The organism is Exiguobacterium sp. s161, assembly GCF_018619045.1.
Taxonomy (GTDB): Bacteria; Bacillota; Bacilli; order Exiguobacteriales; family Exiguobacteriaceae; genus Exiguobacterium_A; species Exiguobacterium_A indicum.
Genome location: NZ_JACSNH010000005.1, coordinates 207,889 through 223,596, shown reverse-complemented (window position 1 = coordinate 223,596; position 15,708 = coordinate 207,889). Strand labels below are relative to the sequence as shown.

Annotated in this window: 15 protein-coding genes, 1 rRNA gene and 1 riboswitch; all 16 genes read left to right on the top strand. The window is 50.8% G+C overall.

Translation table 11 applies throughout. From position 1 onward, the window contains the following. Window positions 1–88 (top strand): 5S ribosomal RNA (gene rrf / locus KNQ14_RS13640); the annotation flags it as partial. A gap of 99 nt (window positions 89–187) precedes the next feature. After that, window positions 188–385 carry an NETI motif-containing protein gene (locus tag KNQ14_RS13635; RefSeq protein WP_029340738.1) on the top strand — a complete coding sequence of 66 codons (198 nt, stop codon included), beginning with the start codon at window positions 188–190 and terminating at the stop codon, window positions 383–385. Between the two features lie 206 nt (window positions 386–591). Further along, window positions 592–693, top strand: a riboswitch (purine riboswitch). Between the two features lie 89 nt (window positions 694–782). Next, window positions 783–1,274, top strand: coding sequence for a 5-(carboxyamino)imidazole ribonucleotide mutase (gene purE, locus KNQ14_RS13630; protein WP_058704939.1), 492 nt, complete (start codon window positions 783–785; stop codon window positions 1,272–1,274). Continuing rightward, window positions 1,271–2,374: a 5-(carboxyamino)imidazole ribonucleotide synthase gene (gene purK / locus KNQ14_RS13625; protein ID WP_214861333.1), complete on the top strand. Its 1,104-nt coding sequence runs from the start codon at window positions 1,271–1,273 to the stop codon at window positions 2,372–2,374. The genes purE and purK overlap by 4 nt, the downstream gene beginning before the upstream one ends. Further along, window positions 2,371–3,666 (top strand): adenylosuccinate lyase, encoded by a 1,296-nt coding sequence (gene purB, locus KNQ14_RS13620; protein WP_023467067.1) that lies wholly within the window; start codon window positions 2,371–2,373, stop codon window positions 3,664–3,666. Before purK ends, purB begins: the two co-directional genes overlap by 4 nt. Before the next feature lie 59 nt (window positions 3,667–3,725). Continuing rightward, window positions 3,726–4,433: a phosphoribosylaminoimidazolesuccinocarboxamide synthase gene (purC, locus tag KNQ14_RS13615; RefSeq protein WP_023467068.1), complete on the top strand. Its 708-nt coding sequence runs from the start codon at window positions 3,726–3,728 to the stop codon at window positions 4,431–4,433. Continuing rightward, complete coding sequence (gene purS, locus KNQ14_RS13610) at window positions 4,430–4,678, top strand: phosphoribosylformylglycinamidine synthase subunit PurS (RefSeq protein ID WP_023467069.1); 249 nt, start codon at window positions 4,430–4,432, stop codon at window positions 4,676–4,678. The genes purC and purS overlap by 4 nt, the downstream gene beginning before the upstream one ends. Further along, a complete protein-coding gene (gene purQ / locus KNQ14_RS13605) occupies window positions 4,675–5,358 on the top strand; it encodes a phosphoribosylformylglycinamidine synthase subunit PurQ (protein ID WP_023467070.1) in 684 nt (227 codons plus the stop codon). The genes purS and purQ overlap by 4 nt, the downstream gene beginning before the upstream one ends. Further along, window positions 5,339–7,558: a phosphoribosylformylglycinamidine synthase subunit PurL gene (gene purL / locus KNQ14_RS13600; protein WP_214861331.1), complete on the top strand. Its 2,220-nt coding sequence runs from the start codon at window positions 5,339–5,341 to the stop codon at window positions 7,556–7,558. The genes purQ and purL overlap by 20 nt, the downstream gene beginning before the upstream one ends. Further along, complete coding sequence (gene purF, locus KNQ14_RS13595; protein WP_214861329.1) at window positions 7,534–8,943, top strand: amidophosphoribosyltransferase; 1,410 nt, start codon at window positions 7,534–7,536, stop codon at window positions 8,941–8,943. Before purL ends, purF begins: the two co-directional genes overlap by 25 nt. A gap of 16 nt (window positions 8,944–8,959) precedes the next feature. Then, a complete protein-coding gene (gene purM / locus KNQ14_RS13590) occupies window positions 8,960–9,994 on the top strand; it encodes a phosphoribosylformylglycinamidine cyclo-ligase (protein ID WP_174316005.1) in 1,035 nt (344 codons plus the stop codon). After that, on the top strand, window positions 9,991–10,566 hold the full coding sequence (gene purN, locus KNQ14_RS13585) for a phosphoribosylglycinamide formyltransferase (RefSeq protein WP_023467073.1): 576 nt from the start codon (window positions 9,991–9,993) through the stop codon (window positions 10,564–10,566). Before purM ends, purN begins: the two co-directional genes overlap by 4 nt. Beyond that, window positions 10,563–12,083 (top strand): bifunctional phosphoribosylaminoimidazolecarboxamide formyltransferase/IMP cyclohydrolase, encoded by a 1,521-nt coding sequence (purH, locus tag KNQ14_RS13580; protein ID WP_214861327.1) that lies wholly within the window; start codon window positions 10,563–10,565, stop codon window positions 12,081–12,083. The genes purN and purH overlap by 4 nt, the downstream gene beginning before the upstream one ends. A gap of 15 nt (window positions 12,084–12,098) precedes the next feature. Further along, window positions 12,099–13,361, top strand: a complete 1,263-nt coding sequence (purD, locus tag KNQ14_RS13575; RefSeq protein ID WP_214861326.1) for a phosphoribosylamine--glycine ligase — start codon at window positions 12,099–12,101, stop codon at window positions 13,359–13,361. Window positions 13,362–13,571: 210 nt separating this feature from the next. After that, complete coding sequence (locus KNQ14_RS13570) at window positions 13,572–15,311, top strand: adenine deaminase C-terminal domain-containing protein (protein ID WP_214861325.1); 1,740 nt, start codon at window positions 13,572–13,574, stop codon at window positions 15,309–15,311. A 68-nt stretch (window positions 15,312–15,379) separates the two neighbouring features. Then, the gene (locus KNQ14_RS13565) at window positions 15,380–15,694 is read left to right on the top strand and encodes a YerC/YecD family TrpR-related protein (protein WP_214861324.1); all 315 of its coding nucleotides are present in this window, start codon (window positions 15,380–15,382) and stop codon (window positions 15,692–15,694) included. Window positions 15,695–15,708: the final 14 nt, after the last annotated feature.

The following is a 15,708-nucleotide window of genomic DNA, read 5'->3' as shown; positions in this document are numbered from 1 at the left end:
CCGTTCCCATGCCGAACACGGAAGTTAAGCACTTGAACGCCGAAAGTAGTTGGGGGCTTCCCCCTGTGAGGATAGGACGTTGCCAGGCAAACGGTGGTTCTGGAGCATACGCTCAAGGGCCGCCGCTTTTTTGTGTCTTTTTGTAGAAAGGCATGCATCTATTTTAATGAAGGGACTGAACAGGGATATGGCGAAAAAAACGAAACTACGCGTAGCCGTCGAAGAGAACGAGACGATTGGTGCTTGTTTGGATCGTATCGATGCCATGGGATACCGCCCGACGGTCCGACGAGAAGAGCCAATCTTTGGATTAGACGCGAATGGCGAACCGTATCCAATTCGTCAGCAAATCGTCTTCGATTGCAAAGTGAAAGAGAGCGAATAACTCCTCAAGCATCGTCCGATTCATTCGGACGATGCTTTTTTTATACTTCATTTTATTTAATGCCTCCCAAGAAATAAACTCCGAATGGACACTAAATGAAATCAGAAAAACACCTTTTAAAACCGAACGATAAATTTTCAGACAATTAAATTGTTCGTCTTTGGTTGACGCCTTGGGATGGACTTGTTAAGATGAAGTCGTGACAGGATGATTGAATATAAACACCTCGTATAATAGCAGGGATATGGCTTGCAAGTTTCTACCCAACGACCCTAAATCGTTGGACTATGGGGTATATGGATGTTCGTCGATATTTCTTTGGCGTACCTTTTTATACCCTAAGCCACCCTTTTAGCCGTGGTTTGGGCTTTTTTTATGCACAAAGGAGGAAACAGCGATGGGAAATGTAGAAGTCGGCGTCATCATGGGAAGTCAATCGGATTGGGAAACGATGAAACATACATGTGATGTGTTGGAGCAACTTGAGATTCCATACGAAAAGAAAGTCGTTTCCGCACATCGGACACCGGATCTAATGTTTCGTTATGCTGAATCAGCACGTGAACGAGGACTGAAGGTCATCATTGCCGGTGCAGGCGGTGCTGCTCATCTACCGGGCATGGTCGCTGCTAAAACGACATTACCCGTCATCGGTGTTCCTGTGAAGAGTAGAGCGCTCCAAGGAATTGATTCCTTGCTCTCGATCGTTCAAATGCCAGGTGGCGTACCAGTCGCAACGGTTGCCATCGGAGAAGCAGGCGCAAAAAACGCTGGATTGCTAGCTGCTCAAATTCTCTCGATTCAAGATGAACGACTTGCCCGCAAGCTCGATCATATGCGAGTCGAACTAGAAGGAGACGTCATTGCATCTGGAGGGAACCTGCTATGAAACGAATCGGGATATTAGGCGGCGGTCAACTTGGTCGAATGATGGCTTTGTCGGCGCGTGAGATGGGCTTTGAGATTCTGACACTCGATCCAACGGACAACGCACCGTGTGCGCAAGTGGCGGATCAACATATCCAAGCTCCCTTCACGGATGTCGAGGCAGCCAAACAGCTCGCAGCTGAATCAGATGTCGTCACCTACGAATTTGAGAACATCTCAACGGAAGTCGCTGAAGCAATCGGGACGAAACTGATTCATGGAACGGATCTCCTTTTTCAAACGCAACATCGGGTACGGGAAAAAGAGATGATTGAACGCATTGGACACTCTGTCGCTCCGTACTATCCGGTGACGCATCCTTCTGACTTAGAGGAAGCAAAACAGCGACTTGGGTTACCGTTCGTCTTGAAGACAGCACGATTCGGCTATGACGGAAAAGGACAGACCGTCATCCGGACGGAAGAACAGTTCCAAGCGACAATCGAACGATTCGAACCGACAGAGTATGTTGCGGAGCAGTGGTTACCGTTTGATCAGGAAATTTCCGTCATCGTCACTCGAAGCGCAACAGAAACACGTGTCTTCCCAGTCAGTGAGAACATTCACCAAGAGAACATTTTGCATCTATCGATTGTACCGGCACGCATTTCTGAATCGCTCGAACAAGAAGCAATTGCGCTCGCTGAATCGATCGCGGATGCCGTCGGGCTGATCGGTACACTAGCCATCGAGTTGTTCGTCGTTGGTTCTCGACTAATCGTCAATGAACTAGCACCCCGACCACACAATTCGGGTCACTATTCGATTGATGCTTGCGAAACATCCCAATTCGAGCAACATATCCGTGCCATCAGTGGTCTCCCACTCGGTGATACCCGTCTGACGACACCGGTCGTCATGGCGAACATCCTGGGTCAGCATGTCACAGCATTATACGAGGAACTGCCGAGACTAAACGCTCGGACGAAAGTTCACTTATATGGAAAAGCAGAAGCCAAGACAGGTCGCAAGATGGGACATTTGAACATTCTTGCGGATACCGTCGACGATGCTTTGGCAGAAGTCGAACGCCTGTCGATATGGAAGGAGACAGTTCAATGATCGAACGGTATACACGTCCTGAGATGAAAGCAATCTGGACCGAACAAAATAAATTCGAGGCTTGGTTAAAAGTCGAGATTCTTGCATGTGAAGCATGGAGTGAACTAGGTGTCATCCCGAAAGAGGACGTCCAGTTGCTTTGGGACAATGCCTCATTTGATGTCAACCGCATCCTTGAGATCGAACAAGAGACACGTCATGATGTCATCGCCTTTACGCGTGCCGTCTCTGAAACACTCGGAGAAGAACGCAAGTGGGTGCATTACGGACTCACGTCAACGGACGTCGTCGATACAGCACTCTCGTATCTGTTGAAGCAAGCAAACGACATTCTTGCTGCGGATCTTGATCGGTTCATCGAAATCTTAAAAGTCAAAGCGAACGAACATAAATATACGGTCATGATGGGACGCACACATGGCGTACATGCAGAACCGACGACGTTCGGTCTGAAACTAGCGCTTTGGTATGAAGAGATGAAGCGGAATAAAGTTCGTTTCGAAGCAGCGCGTGAGACGGTCGAATACGGCAAGATGTCGGGTGCCGTCGGAACATTCGCGAACATCGATCCGTTCATTGAAAAGTATGTCTGCGAAAAGTTAGGAACAAAACCAGCTCCGGTCTCTACGCAAACGTTACAACGTGATCGTCATGCACACTATATGTCGACGCTTGCTTTGATCGCGACATCGATCGAAAAGATGGCAACGGAAATCCGAGGTCTGCAAAAGACGGAAACACGTGAAGTCGAAGAATTCTTCGCTAAAGGTCAAAAAGGATCATCGGCGATGCCGCACAAGCGGAATCCAATCGGTTCAGAGAACATGACAGGTCTTGCCCGAGTCATCCGTGGACACATGGTGACGGCGTACGAGAACGTCTCACTCTGGCACGAACGGGATATCTCGCATTCTTCGGCCGAACGCATCATTCTTCCGGATGCAACAGGACTACTCAACTATATGTTGAACCGTTTCGGAAACATCGTGAAGAACTTGACAGTCTTCCCGGACAACATGAAGCGGAACATGGACCGGACGTTTGGTGTCATCTTCTCTGGACATGTCTTACTCGCTTTAATCGAAAAAGGCTGGTCGCGTGAAGCAGCGTATGATTTCGTTCAACCGCGTGCGATGCAGGCGTGGGAAGAACAAATCATGTTCCGTGACTTATTGTGGCAAGAACAGGACATTCAACAGCTTTTCACAGAAGAAGAGCTCGATGCGTGTTTCGATCCGACGTATCATACGAGTCGTGTCGATGAAATCTTTGAACGGTGTGGCTTGAACTAATCAACCTGAGACGGGGCACTTGCCCCGTCTACATCTTAGGATCATGGGGGACGAAAGCGATGCAACCACTTTATGAAGGAAAAGCAAAACGATTGTACACGACGCAGGAGCAGGATGTGCTCCGGATCGTCTATAAAGACGAGGCCACGGCATTCAACGGCGAGAAAAAAGAAGTCTTTGCTGGAAAAGGCGAATTGAACAACCGGTTGACGAGTCATTTCTTTGAAATCCTCGAACAAGCGGGCATTCCGACACATTTCATTGAACGTGTCTCGGAGCGCGAACAGCTCGTACGTCGTGTCACCATCATTCCACTCGAAGTCGTCGTCAGAAACGTCGTCGCGGGAAGCTTGAGTAAACGGCTCGGTATCGAAGAAGGTACGGTACTCGAAACACCAATCGTTGAGTTCTACTATAAAGATGATACGTTAGGCGATCCACTCGTCACCTCATCACACATCAATTTACTGAAGATTGCGACTTCTGAAGAGTTGAAACAGTTGTCGGACAAGGCACTTCGCGTGAATGAAGTCTTGCAACCTTACTTCCGTCAAAACGGAATCACGTTGATTGATTTTAAACTGGAATACGGAAAGATGGCAGACGGAACGATTCTACTAGCTGATGAGATTTCACCAGATACATGCCGTTTGTGGGATCAAGCAACTGGAGAACATCTCGATAAAGATGTCTTCCGCCGCAACATCGGTTCACTGACAGAGACCTACCAAACACTATTCAATCGCCTAGGAGGAAACACACAATGAAAAAAGTCATCGTATCGATCGCATTACGGGAAAGCATTTTAGATCCACAAGGAGTTGCTGTAAAAGGCGGATTGCAACAGCTTGGTTTTACGGGTGTCGAGAGTGTCCGAATCGGAAAACAGATTGAACTGCTCGTTGAAACGGAAACGACAGAAGCGATGATTCATGAGATGTGTCAAAAACTACTCGTCAACACGGTGATGGAAGATTACCAGATTACGATCGAAGAGGTGACGCCAGCATGAAGTTCGCGGTCATCGTCTTTCCGGGATCGAACTGTGATTTAGATATGTACCATGCGGTCAAGGATGCTCTCGGAGAAGAAGCTGAATACGTCTTCCATACCGAAACATCACTTGAAGGCTACGACGGCGTCCTGTTACCGGGCGGATTCTCCTACGGAGATTACCTTCGTTGCGGCGCGATCGCGCGCTTCTCACCGATCATGGAAGAAGTCAAACGTTTTGCGGCAGAAGGGAAAACGGTCCTCGGGGTATGTAACGGATTCCAGATCCTTGTCGAAGCGGGACTCTTACCAGGTGTCTTGCACCGAAACAACGGCTTGAAGTTCATGTGCCGGACGGTTGAACTAAAGGTTGAGAATACAAAGACACGTTTTACATCGGATTACCTGCCAGGCGAGACGATCTCGATTCCGATCGCGCATGGTGAAGGAAACTACCACTGCGACGATGCGACTTACGCGATGCTGCAAACGAACGGACAAATCGCCTTCACATATGTCGACAATCCGAACGGCTCGCGCGGCGATATCGCCGGAATCACGAACAAAGCCGGCAACGTTCTTGGGATGATGCCACACCCGGAACGAGCGGTCGAACTCTTGACCGGCGGAACAGATGGACTAAAACTCTTTACTTCACTCGTCAAACAGGGGGCACACCATGCTAAAACAACAGTCTGAACCAACACCAGAATTGATTCAAGAGCAACGAGTCTATGCCACGATGGGCTTGAGTGATACAGAATACCAGATGGTCGTCGATTTACTCGGACGCCAACCGAACTATACGGAAACAGGATTGTTCTCAGTCATGTGGTCCGAGCATTGTTCATACAAGACATCTAAACCTGTCCTCCGTCAATTCCCGACGACTGGACCACGTGTCTTACAAGGACCAGGGGAAGGTGCAGGTGTCGTTGATATCGGCGATGAGCAGGCAGTCGTCTTTAAGATCGAAAGCCACAACCATCCATCCGCTGTTGAACCGTATCAAGGGGCTGCGACAGGCGTCGGCGGAATCATTCGTGACATCTTCTCGATGGGCGCACGACCGGTCGCACTCATGAACTCGCTCCGTTTCGGTCATCTCGGTACACCACGTGTCAATCAACTGTTCGAACAAGTCGTCGCCGGAATCGCCGGTTACGGCAACTGTGTCGGTATTCCAACGATCGGTGGCGAAATCGGATTTGATCGCTCGTATGAAGGCAATCCACTCGTCAACGCGATGTGTATCGGTTTAATCAACCATGCCGATATTCAAAAAGGTCAGGCAAAAGGTGTCGGCAACTCGGTCATGTACGTCGGTGCAGCTACTGGACGCGACGGGATCCATGGTGCGACGTTTGCCTCGGAGGATCTCGGAGAGGATACGGAAGCAAAACGTCCGGCTGTTCAAGTCGGCGATCCATTCATGGAGAAGCTATTGATTGAAGCGTGTCTTGAAATCGTCGGGCATCCGGCACTCGTCGGGATGCAGGACATGGGTGCTGCCGGACTGACATCGTCTTCAGCAGAGATGGCTTCAAAAGCCGGTATGGGCATCGAGATGCACCTCGATGACGTCCCGCAACGAGAGACAGGGATGACTGCTTACGAAATGATGCTCTCGGAATCACAGGAGCGGATGTTACTCGTCGTCAAGCGTGGTCGCGAAGCAGAGATCGAAGCAATCGTCAGCAAATGGGGACTCCATGCCGTTCACGTCGGAGAAGTCATTGAAGAGAAAGTCTTACGGTTGATTCATCATGGGGATATCGTCGCAGAAGTTCCGGTTGATGCGCTAGCAGAAGAAGCACCAGTCTACGAAAAACCATCCCGCGTTCCTGCGTATTATGAAGCATTCCAAGCGATGGAAGAGACGCTTCCAGTCGTCGAAGATGTCGTTGAGACATGGCGGGCGTTACTCCGTCAGCCGACGATTGCTTCAAAACGATGGGTCTACGATCAGTACGATCATATGGTTCAGACATCGACCGTTGTCGCACCAGGATCAGACGCAGCCGTCATCCGTGTCCGCGGCACGAACAAAGCGCTCGCGATGACGACCGACTGCAACAGCCGCTTCGTCTACTTGGATCCATACGTCGGTGGACAGATCGCGGTAGCAGAAGCAGCCCGTAATATCGTCGCGAGTGGGGCGACACCACTCGCCATCACGGATTGTCTGAACTTCGGAAATCCGGATAAACCAGAAGGCTTCTGGCAGTTGCAGCAAGCAACAGCCGGTATGGCTGAAGCATGTCGTGTCCTTGAGACACCTGTCATCGGAGGAAACGTCTCACTCTACAACGAGTCAGCCGGTCAAGCGGTTCATCCGACACCGGTCGTCGGAATGGTTGGCTTACACGAGCAAACGGAATGGATCACAACGCAACACGTCAAACAAGCTGGTGACCAGATTTATCTGTTAGGCGATACGACAGCCGAGTTTGGTGGTAGTGAGCTTCAATATATGCAATTCGGTAAATCATTCGGTCGCGCACCACAGATCGATTTAGCCGTCGAACACGCACGCTTACAATTGTTACAGCAGGCAGTACAAGCAGGTGAAGTCAATGCGATGCATGATGTATCAGAAGGTGGTCTCGCCATCGCTCTCGCTGAGATGACGTTTGGGACGAATCTCGGGTTGACGGTTCAGTTCGACGGACCAACCTTACACCTGTTCAGTGAATCGCAATCACGCTTCATCGTCACGGTACCACAAGCGCACGTCACAGCATTCGAACAACGGACTGGTGCTCAAGCGATCGGTGTCGTCACGAACGATGAGCTTCTCGTCATCGAGACGACAGAGACACGGATCGAAGCAGACCGTTCGACCTTACAGGGAGACTGGGAAGGAGCAATCGCGTGTTATATGACATCAAAGGACTAAATGAGGAATGTGGCGTCTTCGGGATCTTCGGACAACCGAATGCGGCGCAACTTGCTTATTACGGCTTGCATAGCTTGCAACACCGGGGACAGGAAGGGGCAGGCATCGTCACGAGTGACGGTGACGACCTCTTCCCGCACCGCGGGCAAGGTCTCGTAACGGAAGTCTTTTCGGAAGAGACACTGACGAATCTGAAAGGACATCATGCAATCGGACATGTCCGGTATTCGACAGCAGGAGGAAACACGCTTGAGAACACTCAACCACTGCATTTCAAATCGCGGACGGGAGATCTCGCCCTCGCACATAACGGAAACCTCGTCAACGCGGATTCACTGAAGCACCTGTTAGAAGCAGAAGGTGCCATCTTTCAGACGACGAGTGATACGGAAGTCGTCGCCCATCTCGTCAAACGCAGTAAGCTCGAAACACTCGAAGACCGGATTGCTGACAGTCTCGCGCGTCTCGTCGGGGCATTCGCTTTTCTTTTCTTAACGGAAGACACGTTATTCGTAGCGGTTGATCCACACGGACTGCGTCCATTGTCACTAGGGAAGACACCGGACGGCGGCATCGTATTCGCGTCAGAGACATGTGCCTTTGATATCGTCGGCGCGGAGTTCATTCGTGATATCGAGCCAGGGGAACTCGTAACGATCACAGAACACGGTATGTCGTCTCGTCAATACATGGAACCACGTGAACGGGCAATGTGTTCGATGGAATACATCTACTTCTCACGTCCGGATTCAATCATTGATGGCGTCAACGTCCATACGGCTCGCAAGGCACTTGGGAAAAAGATGTATGAAGAAGCACCGGTCGAAGCAGACGTCGTTACCGGAGTACCGGATTCAAGTATTTCGGCAGCGATCGGTTATGCGGAAGCGAGTGGGATTCCATATGAAATGGGATTGATCAAGAACCGGTATGTCGGACGGACGTTCATCCAGCCGTCACAAGAGTTACGGGAACGTGGGGTCAAAATGAAGTTGTCCGCGCTACGCGGCGTCGTACAAGGAAAGCGTGTCATCATGGTCGATGATTCAATCGTCCGGGGAACGACGAGTCGTCGCATCGTCGGTTTGTTACGTGAAGCGGGTGCGACGGAAGTGCACGTCCGCATCACGGCACCACCGATTACGAATCCATGTTATTACGGGATTGATACTTCATCGAAGGAAGAACTGATCTCTGCTCGGTTGATGCCGGAAGAAATCCGTCAGGAAATCGGTGCGGATTCCCTTGAATTCTTAACTGTACCGGGCATGGTCGATGCGATCGATCGCCCGTTCGATGGACCGTTAAAAGGACAATGTACCGCTTGCTTCACAGGAGAGTATCCGACACCGCTCGGTTCGCTCGAGTTAGAAGCTAAACTTTGATAGATGGGGGAAGAACATGAGCAAACATTACGAAGCAGCAGGTGTGAGTCTGACAGCAGGATATGAGTCAGTCACCCGAATGAAAAAACACGTCGCCCGTTCGATGCGCAAAGAAGTATTGACGGGACTCGGTAGCTTTGGTGCGATGTTCGACCTCAGCCAATTGCAGTTGAAAGAACCGATCCTTGTCAGTGGGACAGATGGTGTCGGTACGAAACTCAAGCTCGCTTTCGCACTGGAACAACACGATACGATCGGGATCGACTGTGTCGCGATGTGTGTGAACGATATCATCGTCCAAGGCGCGGAACCACTTTATTTCCTTGATTATATCGCGCTCGGTCAGGCGATTCCGGCGAAGATCGAACGGATCGTCGCAGGTGTCGCAGAAGGTTGCGTCCAGGCGGGATGTACGTTAATCGGCGGCGAAACAGCGGAAATGCCAGGGATGTATGCGGACGGCGAATATGATATCGCCGGGTTCGCCGTCGGTGCCGTCGAGAAACAAAAATTAATCACAGGTGATAACGTCGCAGCAGGAGATGTCATTCTCGGTCTCGCTTCGTCTGGCGTCCATTCGAACGGGTTCTCACTCGTCCGTAAAATCGTCGCCGACAGTGGACTCCGCTACGAAGATGAAGTCATGATGCTCGGTCATACGCTCGGAAATGCGCTCCTCATGCCAACACGTATCTATGTCGAAGCGGTCAAAGCAGCCCTTGAGACGGAAAAGATCCAAGCGATGGTCCATATTACGGGTGGGGGATTCTACGAGAACGTACCACGCGTCTTGCCAGAAGGTCTCGGCGCATCGTTCGACCCGAAAAAGTGGCCGACGTTACCAGTCTTCGACTGGCTCGAGCAAGCGGGTGACCTGCCACGACATGACATGTACAATGTCTTCAACATGGGGATTGGTTTCATGTTAATCGTCAAACCAGAAGATGTCGCGGAAGTGACAGCACGCCTCGCTCGTGAAAATGAGACGGCGTACGTGATTGGTCACGTGACCGATCAAGAAGGTGTTCGAATTCAAGGAGTCAACGCATGAAGATCGCCTGTTTTGCATCGGGAAGCGGTAGTAATGTCGAAGCACTTTTTGAAGCAATCGAGGCAGGAACGTTACATGCCTCGATCGAACTGATCGTCTGCGATCAACCGGACGCAGCAGTCATCGAACGGGCGAAACGACGCGGATGTGACGTCTTCGTCTTTCGGGCGAAGGACTATCCGGATAAACCGAGTTTTGAGCGGGAAATCATTGCCCGTCTTGAAGCAAAAGGCGTTGAACGGATCATTCTCGCCGGCTATATGCGATTGATTGGGGAAGAGTTGCTCGGACGATACGCAGGGCGGATCGTCAACATCCACCCGTCGCTACTGCCGGCCTTCCCGGGAAAAGATGCGATCGGACAAGCATTTCGTGGCGGAGTTAAAATCACAGGTGTTACAATTCATATAGTCGATGAAGGCATGGACACAGGACCGATCATGGCCCAAGAAGCCGTCCGGATTACAGAAGAGATGACGCGTGAAACATTGCAACAAGCGATTCAGCGTGTTGAACATAGACTGTATCCGCAAGTCATCGAAGAGTGGATGAAAGAGGAGGCAAACGTATGAGAGCGTTAATTAGTGTGTCGGATAAAACAGGAATCGTCGAATTAGGACGAGCGTTCCATGAAGCAGGGATCGAGCTCGTCTCGACAGGCGGAACACATCAAGCATTAGAGGAAGCTGGGCTTCCGGTCATTGGTATCAGTGAAGTCACACAATTCCCAGAAATGCTCGATGGGCGTGTCAAGACGCTCCATCCAATGGTTCATGGTGGATTACTCGGTCGTCGTGATCTTGAATCCCATCGTGAGCAGATGGCTGCGCAACAGATTCAACCGATTGATTTCGTCGTCGTCAATCTGTATCCGTTCAAGCAGACGGTCCTACAAGAAGACGTCGCCTATGCCGATGCGATCGAGAACATCGATATCGGTGGGCCAAGCATGTTGCGTTCAGCAGCGAAAAACCACGCGGCTGTCACGGTCGTCGTCGACCCAGCTGATTACGAAACGGTCGTTGCTGAGATTCGTGAAGGCGGTACGACGTTTGAGACACGTCAACGTCTTGCGGCGAAAGCCTTCCGGCATACAGCGGCGTACGATGCGTTGATTGCGGATTATTTCTTGACGCAAACAGGCGAGAAGTTCCCCGATCAGTTGACGATCACGCTTGAGAAAGTCCAAGACCTTCGATACGGAGAAAATCCACATCAAGAAGCAGCCTTTTATAAAACACCGATTTACCGTGGGGCTTCCCTCGCTTCAGCGAAACAGTTGCACGGTAAAGAGTTGTCGTATAACAACATCCAAGATGCCAACGCCGCACTCGAAATCCTTGATGAGTTCCGCGAAGCAGCAGCTGTCGTCGTTAAACACATGAACCCATGTGGTGTTGCCGTCGGTCCGACAATCGAAGAGGCATTCCGCCGCGCTCATGCAGCCGATCCAGTGTCGATCTTCGGTGGCATCGTCGCCTTGAACCGTGAAGTCGATTTAGAGACAGCAGAACAATTAAGTGGCATCTTCCTTGAGATCATCATCGCCCCATCCTTCACAGAAGAAGCATTCGCCTTGTTGTCAGCGAAAAAGAACATCCGTCTGCTTGAACTCGACGTCAAGCGTGTCCAAGCAATCCGTTATACGGCAGTCGCTGGCGGCATGCTCGTCCAAGACAGTGACGATGAGACGCTTGATGATGCAGCAGCACGTGTCGTCACAGATCGCAAACCGACAGCAGCGGAATGGGAAGATTTGAAACTCGCATGGCGCGCCGTCAAACACGTCAAGTCGAATGCGATCGTTCTCGCGAAGGACGAAGTGACGGTCGGTGTTGGTGCAGGACAGATGAACCGTGTTGGTTCAGCGAACATCGCGATTACGCAAGCCGGAGAAAAAGCAGTTGGCGCGTCCCTTGCTTCCGATGCCTTCTTCCCAATGGGCGATACGGTCGAAGCGGCAGCAGCAGCTGGCATTACGGCAATTATCCAACCAGGCGGCTCGATTCGCGACCAAGAGTCAATCGATGCGTGTAACAAACATGGCATTACGATGGTCTTTACGAACGTTCGACATTTCAAACACTAAGCGGAGGCGATTTGAATGAAGGTATTGGTGATTGGTAAAGGAGGGCGTGAACACGCGCTCGTCTGGAAGCTGGCACAGGATGAACGGATCGAGACCGTGTATGCTGCGCCTGGGAATGCTGGGATGACACAAGCCACATGTGTTCCGATCGCCGAAGATGCTATCGATGAACTCGTGACGTTCGCACAAGACGAACAGATCGATTGGACGATCGTCGGACCAGAAGGACCACTTGTTCTCGGAGTCGTTAACGCCTTTCAGGCAGCGGGACTGCAAATCTTCGGACCAACACGGGAAGCGGCGGCGATCGAAGGAAGTAAGCAGTTCGCGAAAGAATTGATGGAGCGTGCCGGTATTCCGACCGCTGCTCACGCCGTCTTTACTTCAGCAGCAGATGCAGAGGCGTATGTTCGCAAAGCGGGTGCACCGATCGTCATCAAAGCCGATGGACTTGCTGCCGGAAAAGGAGTCACGGTCGCAGAAACCGTGGACCAGGCGCTTGTTGCAATCCACGATACGTTTGCCGGAGAATACGGTCAACAAAGCCGCGTCGTCATCGAAGAATGCCTGATCGGAGAAGAGTGTTCGTTGATGGCATTCGTTCACGAAGAGGCGGTCATACCAATGGTATTGTCGCAAGATCATAAACGGGCGTTTGACGGTGACTTAGGTCCGAACACAGGAGGAATGGGCGCGTATTCTCCGCTACCTCAGTGGGACGAAGCGGCGTTGACGACAGAAGCTGTTGATCGCATCATTCAGCCGCTTGTCGATCAGATGGCAAGCGAAGGGATTCCGTTCACCGGCTTCCTCTATGCCGGTCTGATGCTGACGAAACAAGGACCGTTCGTCATCGAGTTCAATGCTCGGTTCGGTGATCCGGAGACAGAAGTCATTCTCCCGCGCTTAGAGACGCCGTTGCTTGATGTCATCATGCCGCTGATGGACGGACAGACACCAGAAGTCGTTTGGACGGATCAAGCAGCTGTCGGTGTCGTCGTCGCAGCAGAAGGATATCCGGAAGCGCCAAAAACGGGACAAGTGATTCCACTTAACCAGATCGGGGATGATCTTCTCGTTTTTCATGCCGGAACGGCAGGACGAAACGATCAACTTGTCTCAGCTGGTGGACGTGTCCTCGTGTGTGTCAGCCGTGCCGAGACAATCGAGCAGGCTGTCGAACAGGTCTATGCAAACTTACCAGACGTGACGGATCAGCCATTCTTTTACCGAACTGATATCGCTCAAAAAGCCTTTCGTGCCTCGCATGAATCATGATATCTGAACCAGACGTGCTCGAAGGAGCCTCGTCTGGTTTTTTGTTTCTTGGCGAAGTGCACGAAAAGATTTGTCTTCCATGGCGAATTTGTGTTATTTTGACCAAATGAATCCGGAACGGGGCAAAACTTCTTGAAACTTACTTAGCAACATTTTAGTATAAGAACTATAAGAAAGCGTTTTCAATAAAACAAAGGAGGTCGAGCTTTCGTGAAAAAAAATTGTGGAAGATCCCCTTGGACGAAATCTGAAGTACGAACACACCAAGCGGTCATCAGCGGAAAGCTTGCACCGACACTTGTCATACAGAATGCCACTTACCTGAATCATGGTGTCAAAGCATGGCGGACGGCGAACATCTGGATTAGTGGCGACCGGATCGTCTATGTCGGTCCAGAGATGCCGGAACAAGCCGATGCGTACCATGATGCGACAGGTCAATATATCGTACCCGGTTACATTGAACCCCATGCCCATCCGTTCCAACTTTACAATCCAGCGAGTCTTGCAAAATTCGCAGCAGAGCGGGGAACATCGACGCTCGTCAACGACAATATGTTGTTATTATTAGAGCCGACGGAGCAAGCGTTTGCTCAAGTTGAGGCGCTAGCAGACTTACCGACCTCGATGTACTGGTGGGCACGACTCGACGCACAAACCGAGCTTGATGCCGACAGTATCTCGATCGATAATCGCCGGATTCAAGCGTGGCTCAAGCATCCACAAGTCATCCAAGCAGGTGAGTTGACGGGATGGCCACGTCTCTCGCAAGGGGACGATGAATTGCTCCATTGGATGCAGGATGCGATCAAACTCGGAAAACCGATCGAAGGTCATTTCCCTGGTGCTTCAGCGAAGACGCTGACGAAGATGGCGCTGTATGGCGTGACGAGCGATCACGAAGCGATGACGGTCGAAGAAGCGATGACACGTCTTGAACTTGGCTATACGACGACAATTCGTTATTCATCGATTCGTCCAGATCTACCGGGTATCTTTAAAGGTCTCGTCGAAGCAGGGTTGACGCAGTTCGGTAAGGTGCTAGTGACGACAGATGGTTCAACGCCGTCCTTTTATAAGGCAGGCATGATGGATGAGACGATCCGATTGATGCTCGAGGCAGGCATCCCGGTCGAAGAAGCGTACCGGATCGCGTCGTACAATGCAGCGCGTCATTTTAATCTCGATCATCTACTCGGGAGTATCGCACCAGGACGAATCGCGCATCTCAATTTCCTTGAGGCAAAAGATGCACCGACACCTGTCGCCGTACTTGCGCGCGGCACATGGGTCCGTCAAGCCGACATCCCCTGTTACCCGGCAGAAGCGCTTGATGCTGTCTATGCGCTCATGCCACGCTCGGAAGTCCAGGTTTCCTTAACGGAACAGGATTTTTCGTTTAGCATGCCGGTTGGTCTTGAGATGGTCAATTCCGTCATCATGAAGCTCTATCAAGTCGAACACGATACAAGTGTGCCTGTGCTACCGACAGGATGTGATGAATCCTTCCTGATGTTACTCGACCGGGAAGGGAAGTGGCGACTGAATACCGTTCTGAAAAACTTTGCGACACAAGTCGGTGGTCTCGTCAGTTCGTACTCGATTAGCGGTGATATCTTGATGATCGGTAAATCGAAACGAGACATGCAAGTCGCGTTTGATCGAATGAAAGCGTTCGGCGGCGGAATCGTTCTCGTCGAGGACGGAGAAGTCATCGCTGAAGTTCCGTTGACCTTGATGGGGCAGACGTCCGACTTGCCACTCGAAGATTTGATTGTTCAGGAAACCGCTCTACGGGAAGCCTTGTTCGAACGCGGTTATGCGTTTGAAGATCCTGTCTATACGTTGCTATTCCTAGCGTCAACTCACTTGCCATATGTGCGGATCACGCCGCAGGGAATATACGAAGTCCTTCGGAAAAAAGTCCTTTTCCCAGCGATTTTGCGATGATGCTTGAATTTTAAAACGTCGCGCTTTAAACTATTAAAGAGCAATTGAATGGGAAAGGGAGTCACAAGATGCAACTCGATAAATTGCGTGGAAAAGAATTGGATCAGTTATTTACAGCCATCATGAAGATGAATTCATTAGAAGATTGTTATACGTTGTTCGAAGACTTAGCGACCGTCAACGAAATCCAGGCGCTCGCCCAACGTCTTGAAGTCGCACGTCAATTACGTGAAGGCAATACGTATCACAAAATCGAAAAGGCGACCGGTGCTTCAACAGCAACGATCTCGCGTGTCAAACGTTGCTTGAACTACGGTTCGGGCGGTTATGATCTGGCGCTTGCCCGCCTAGGTCTTATCGAGCAAGAAGTAGCGGATAACTAATGTTATCCGCTACT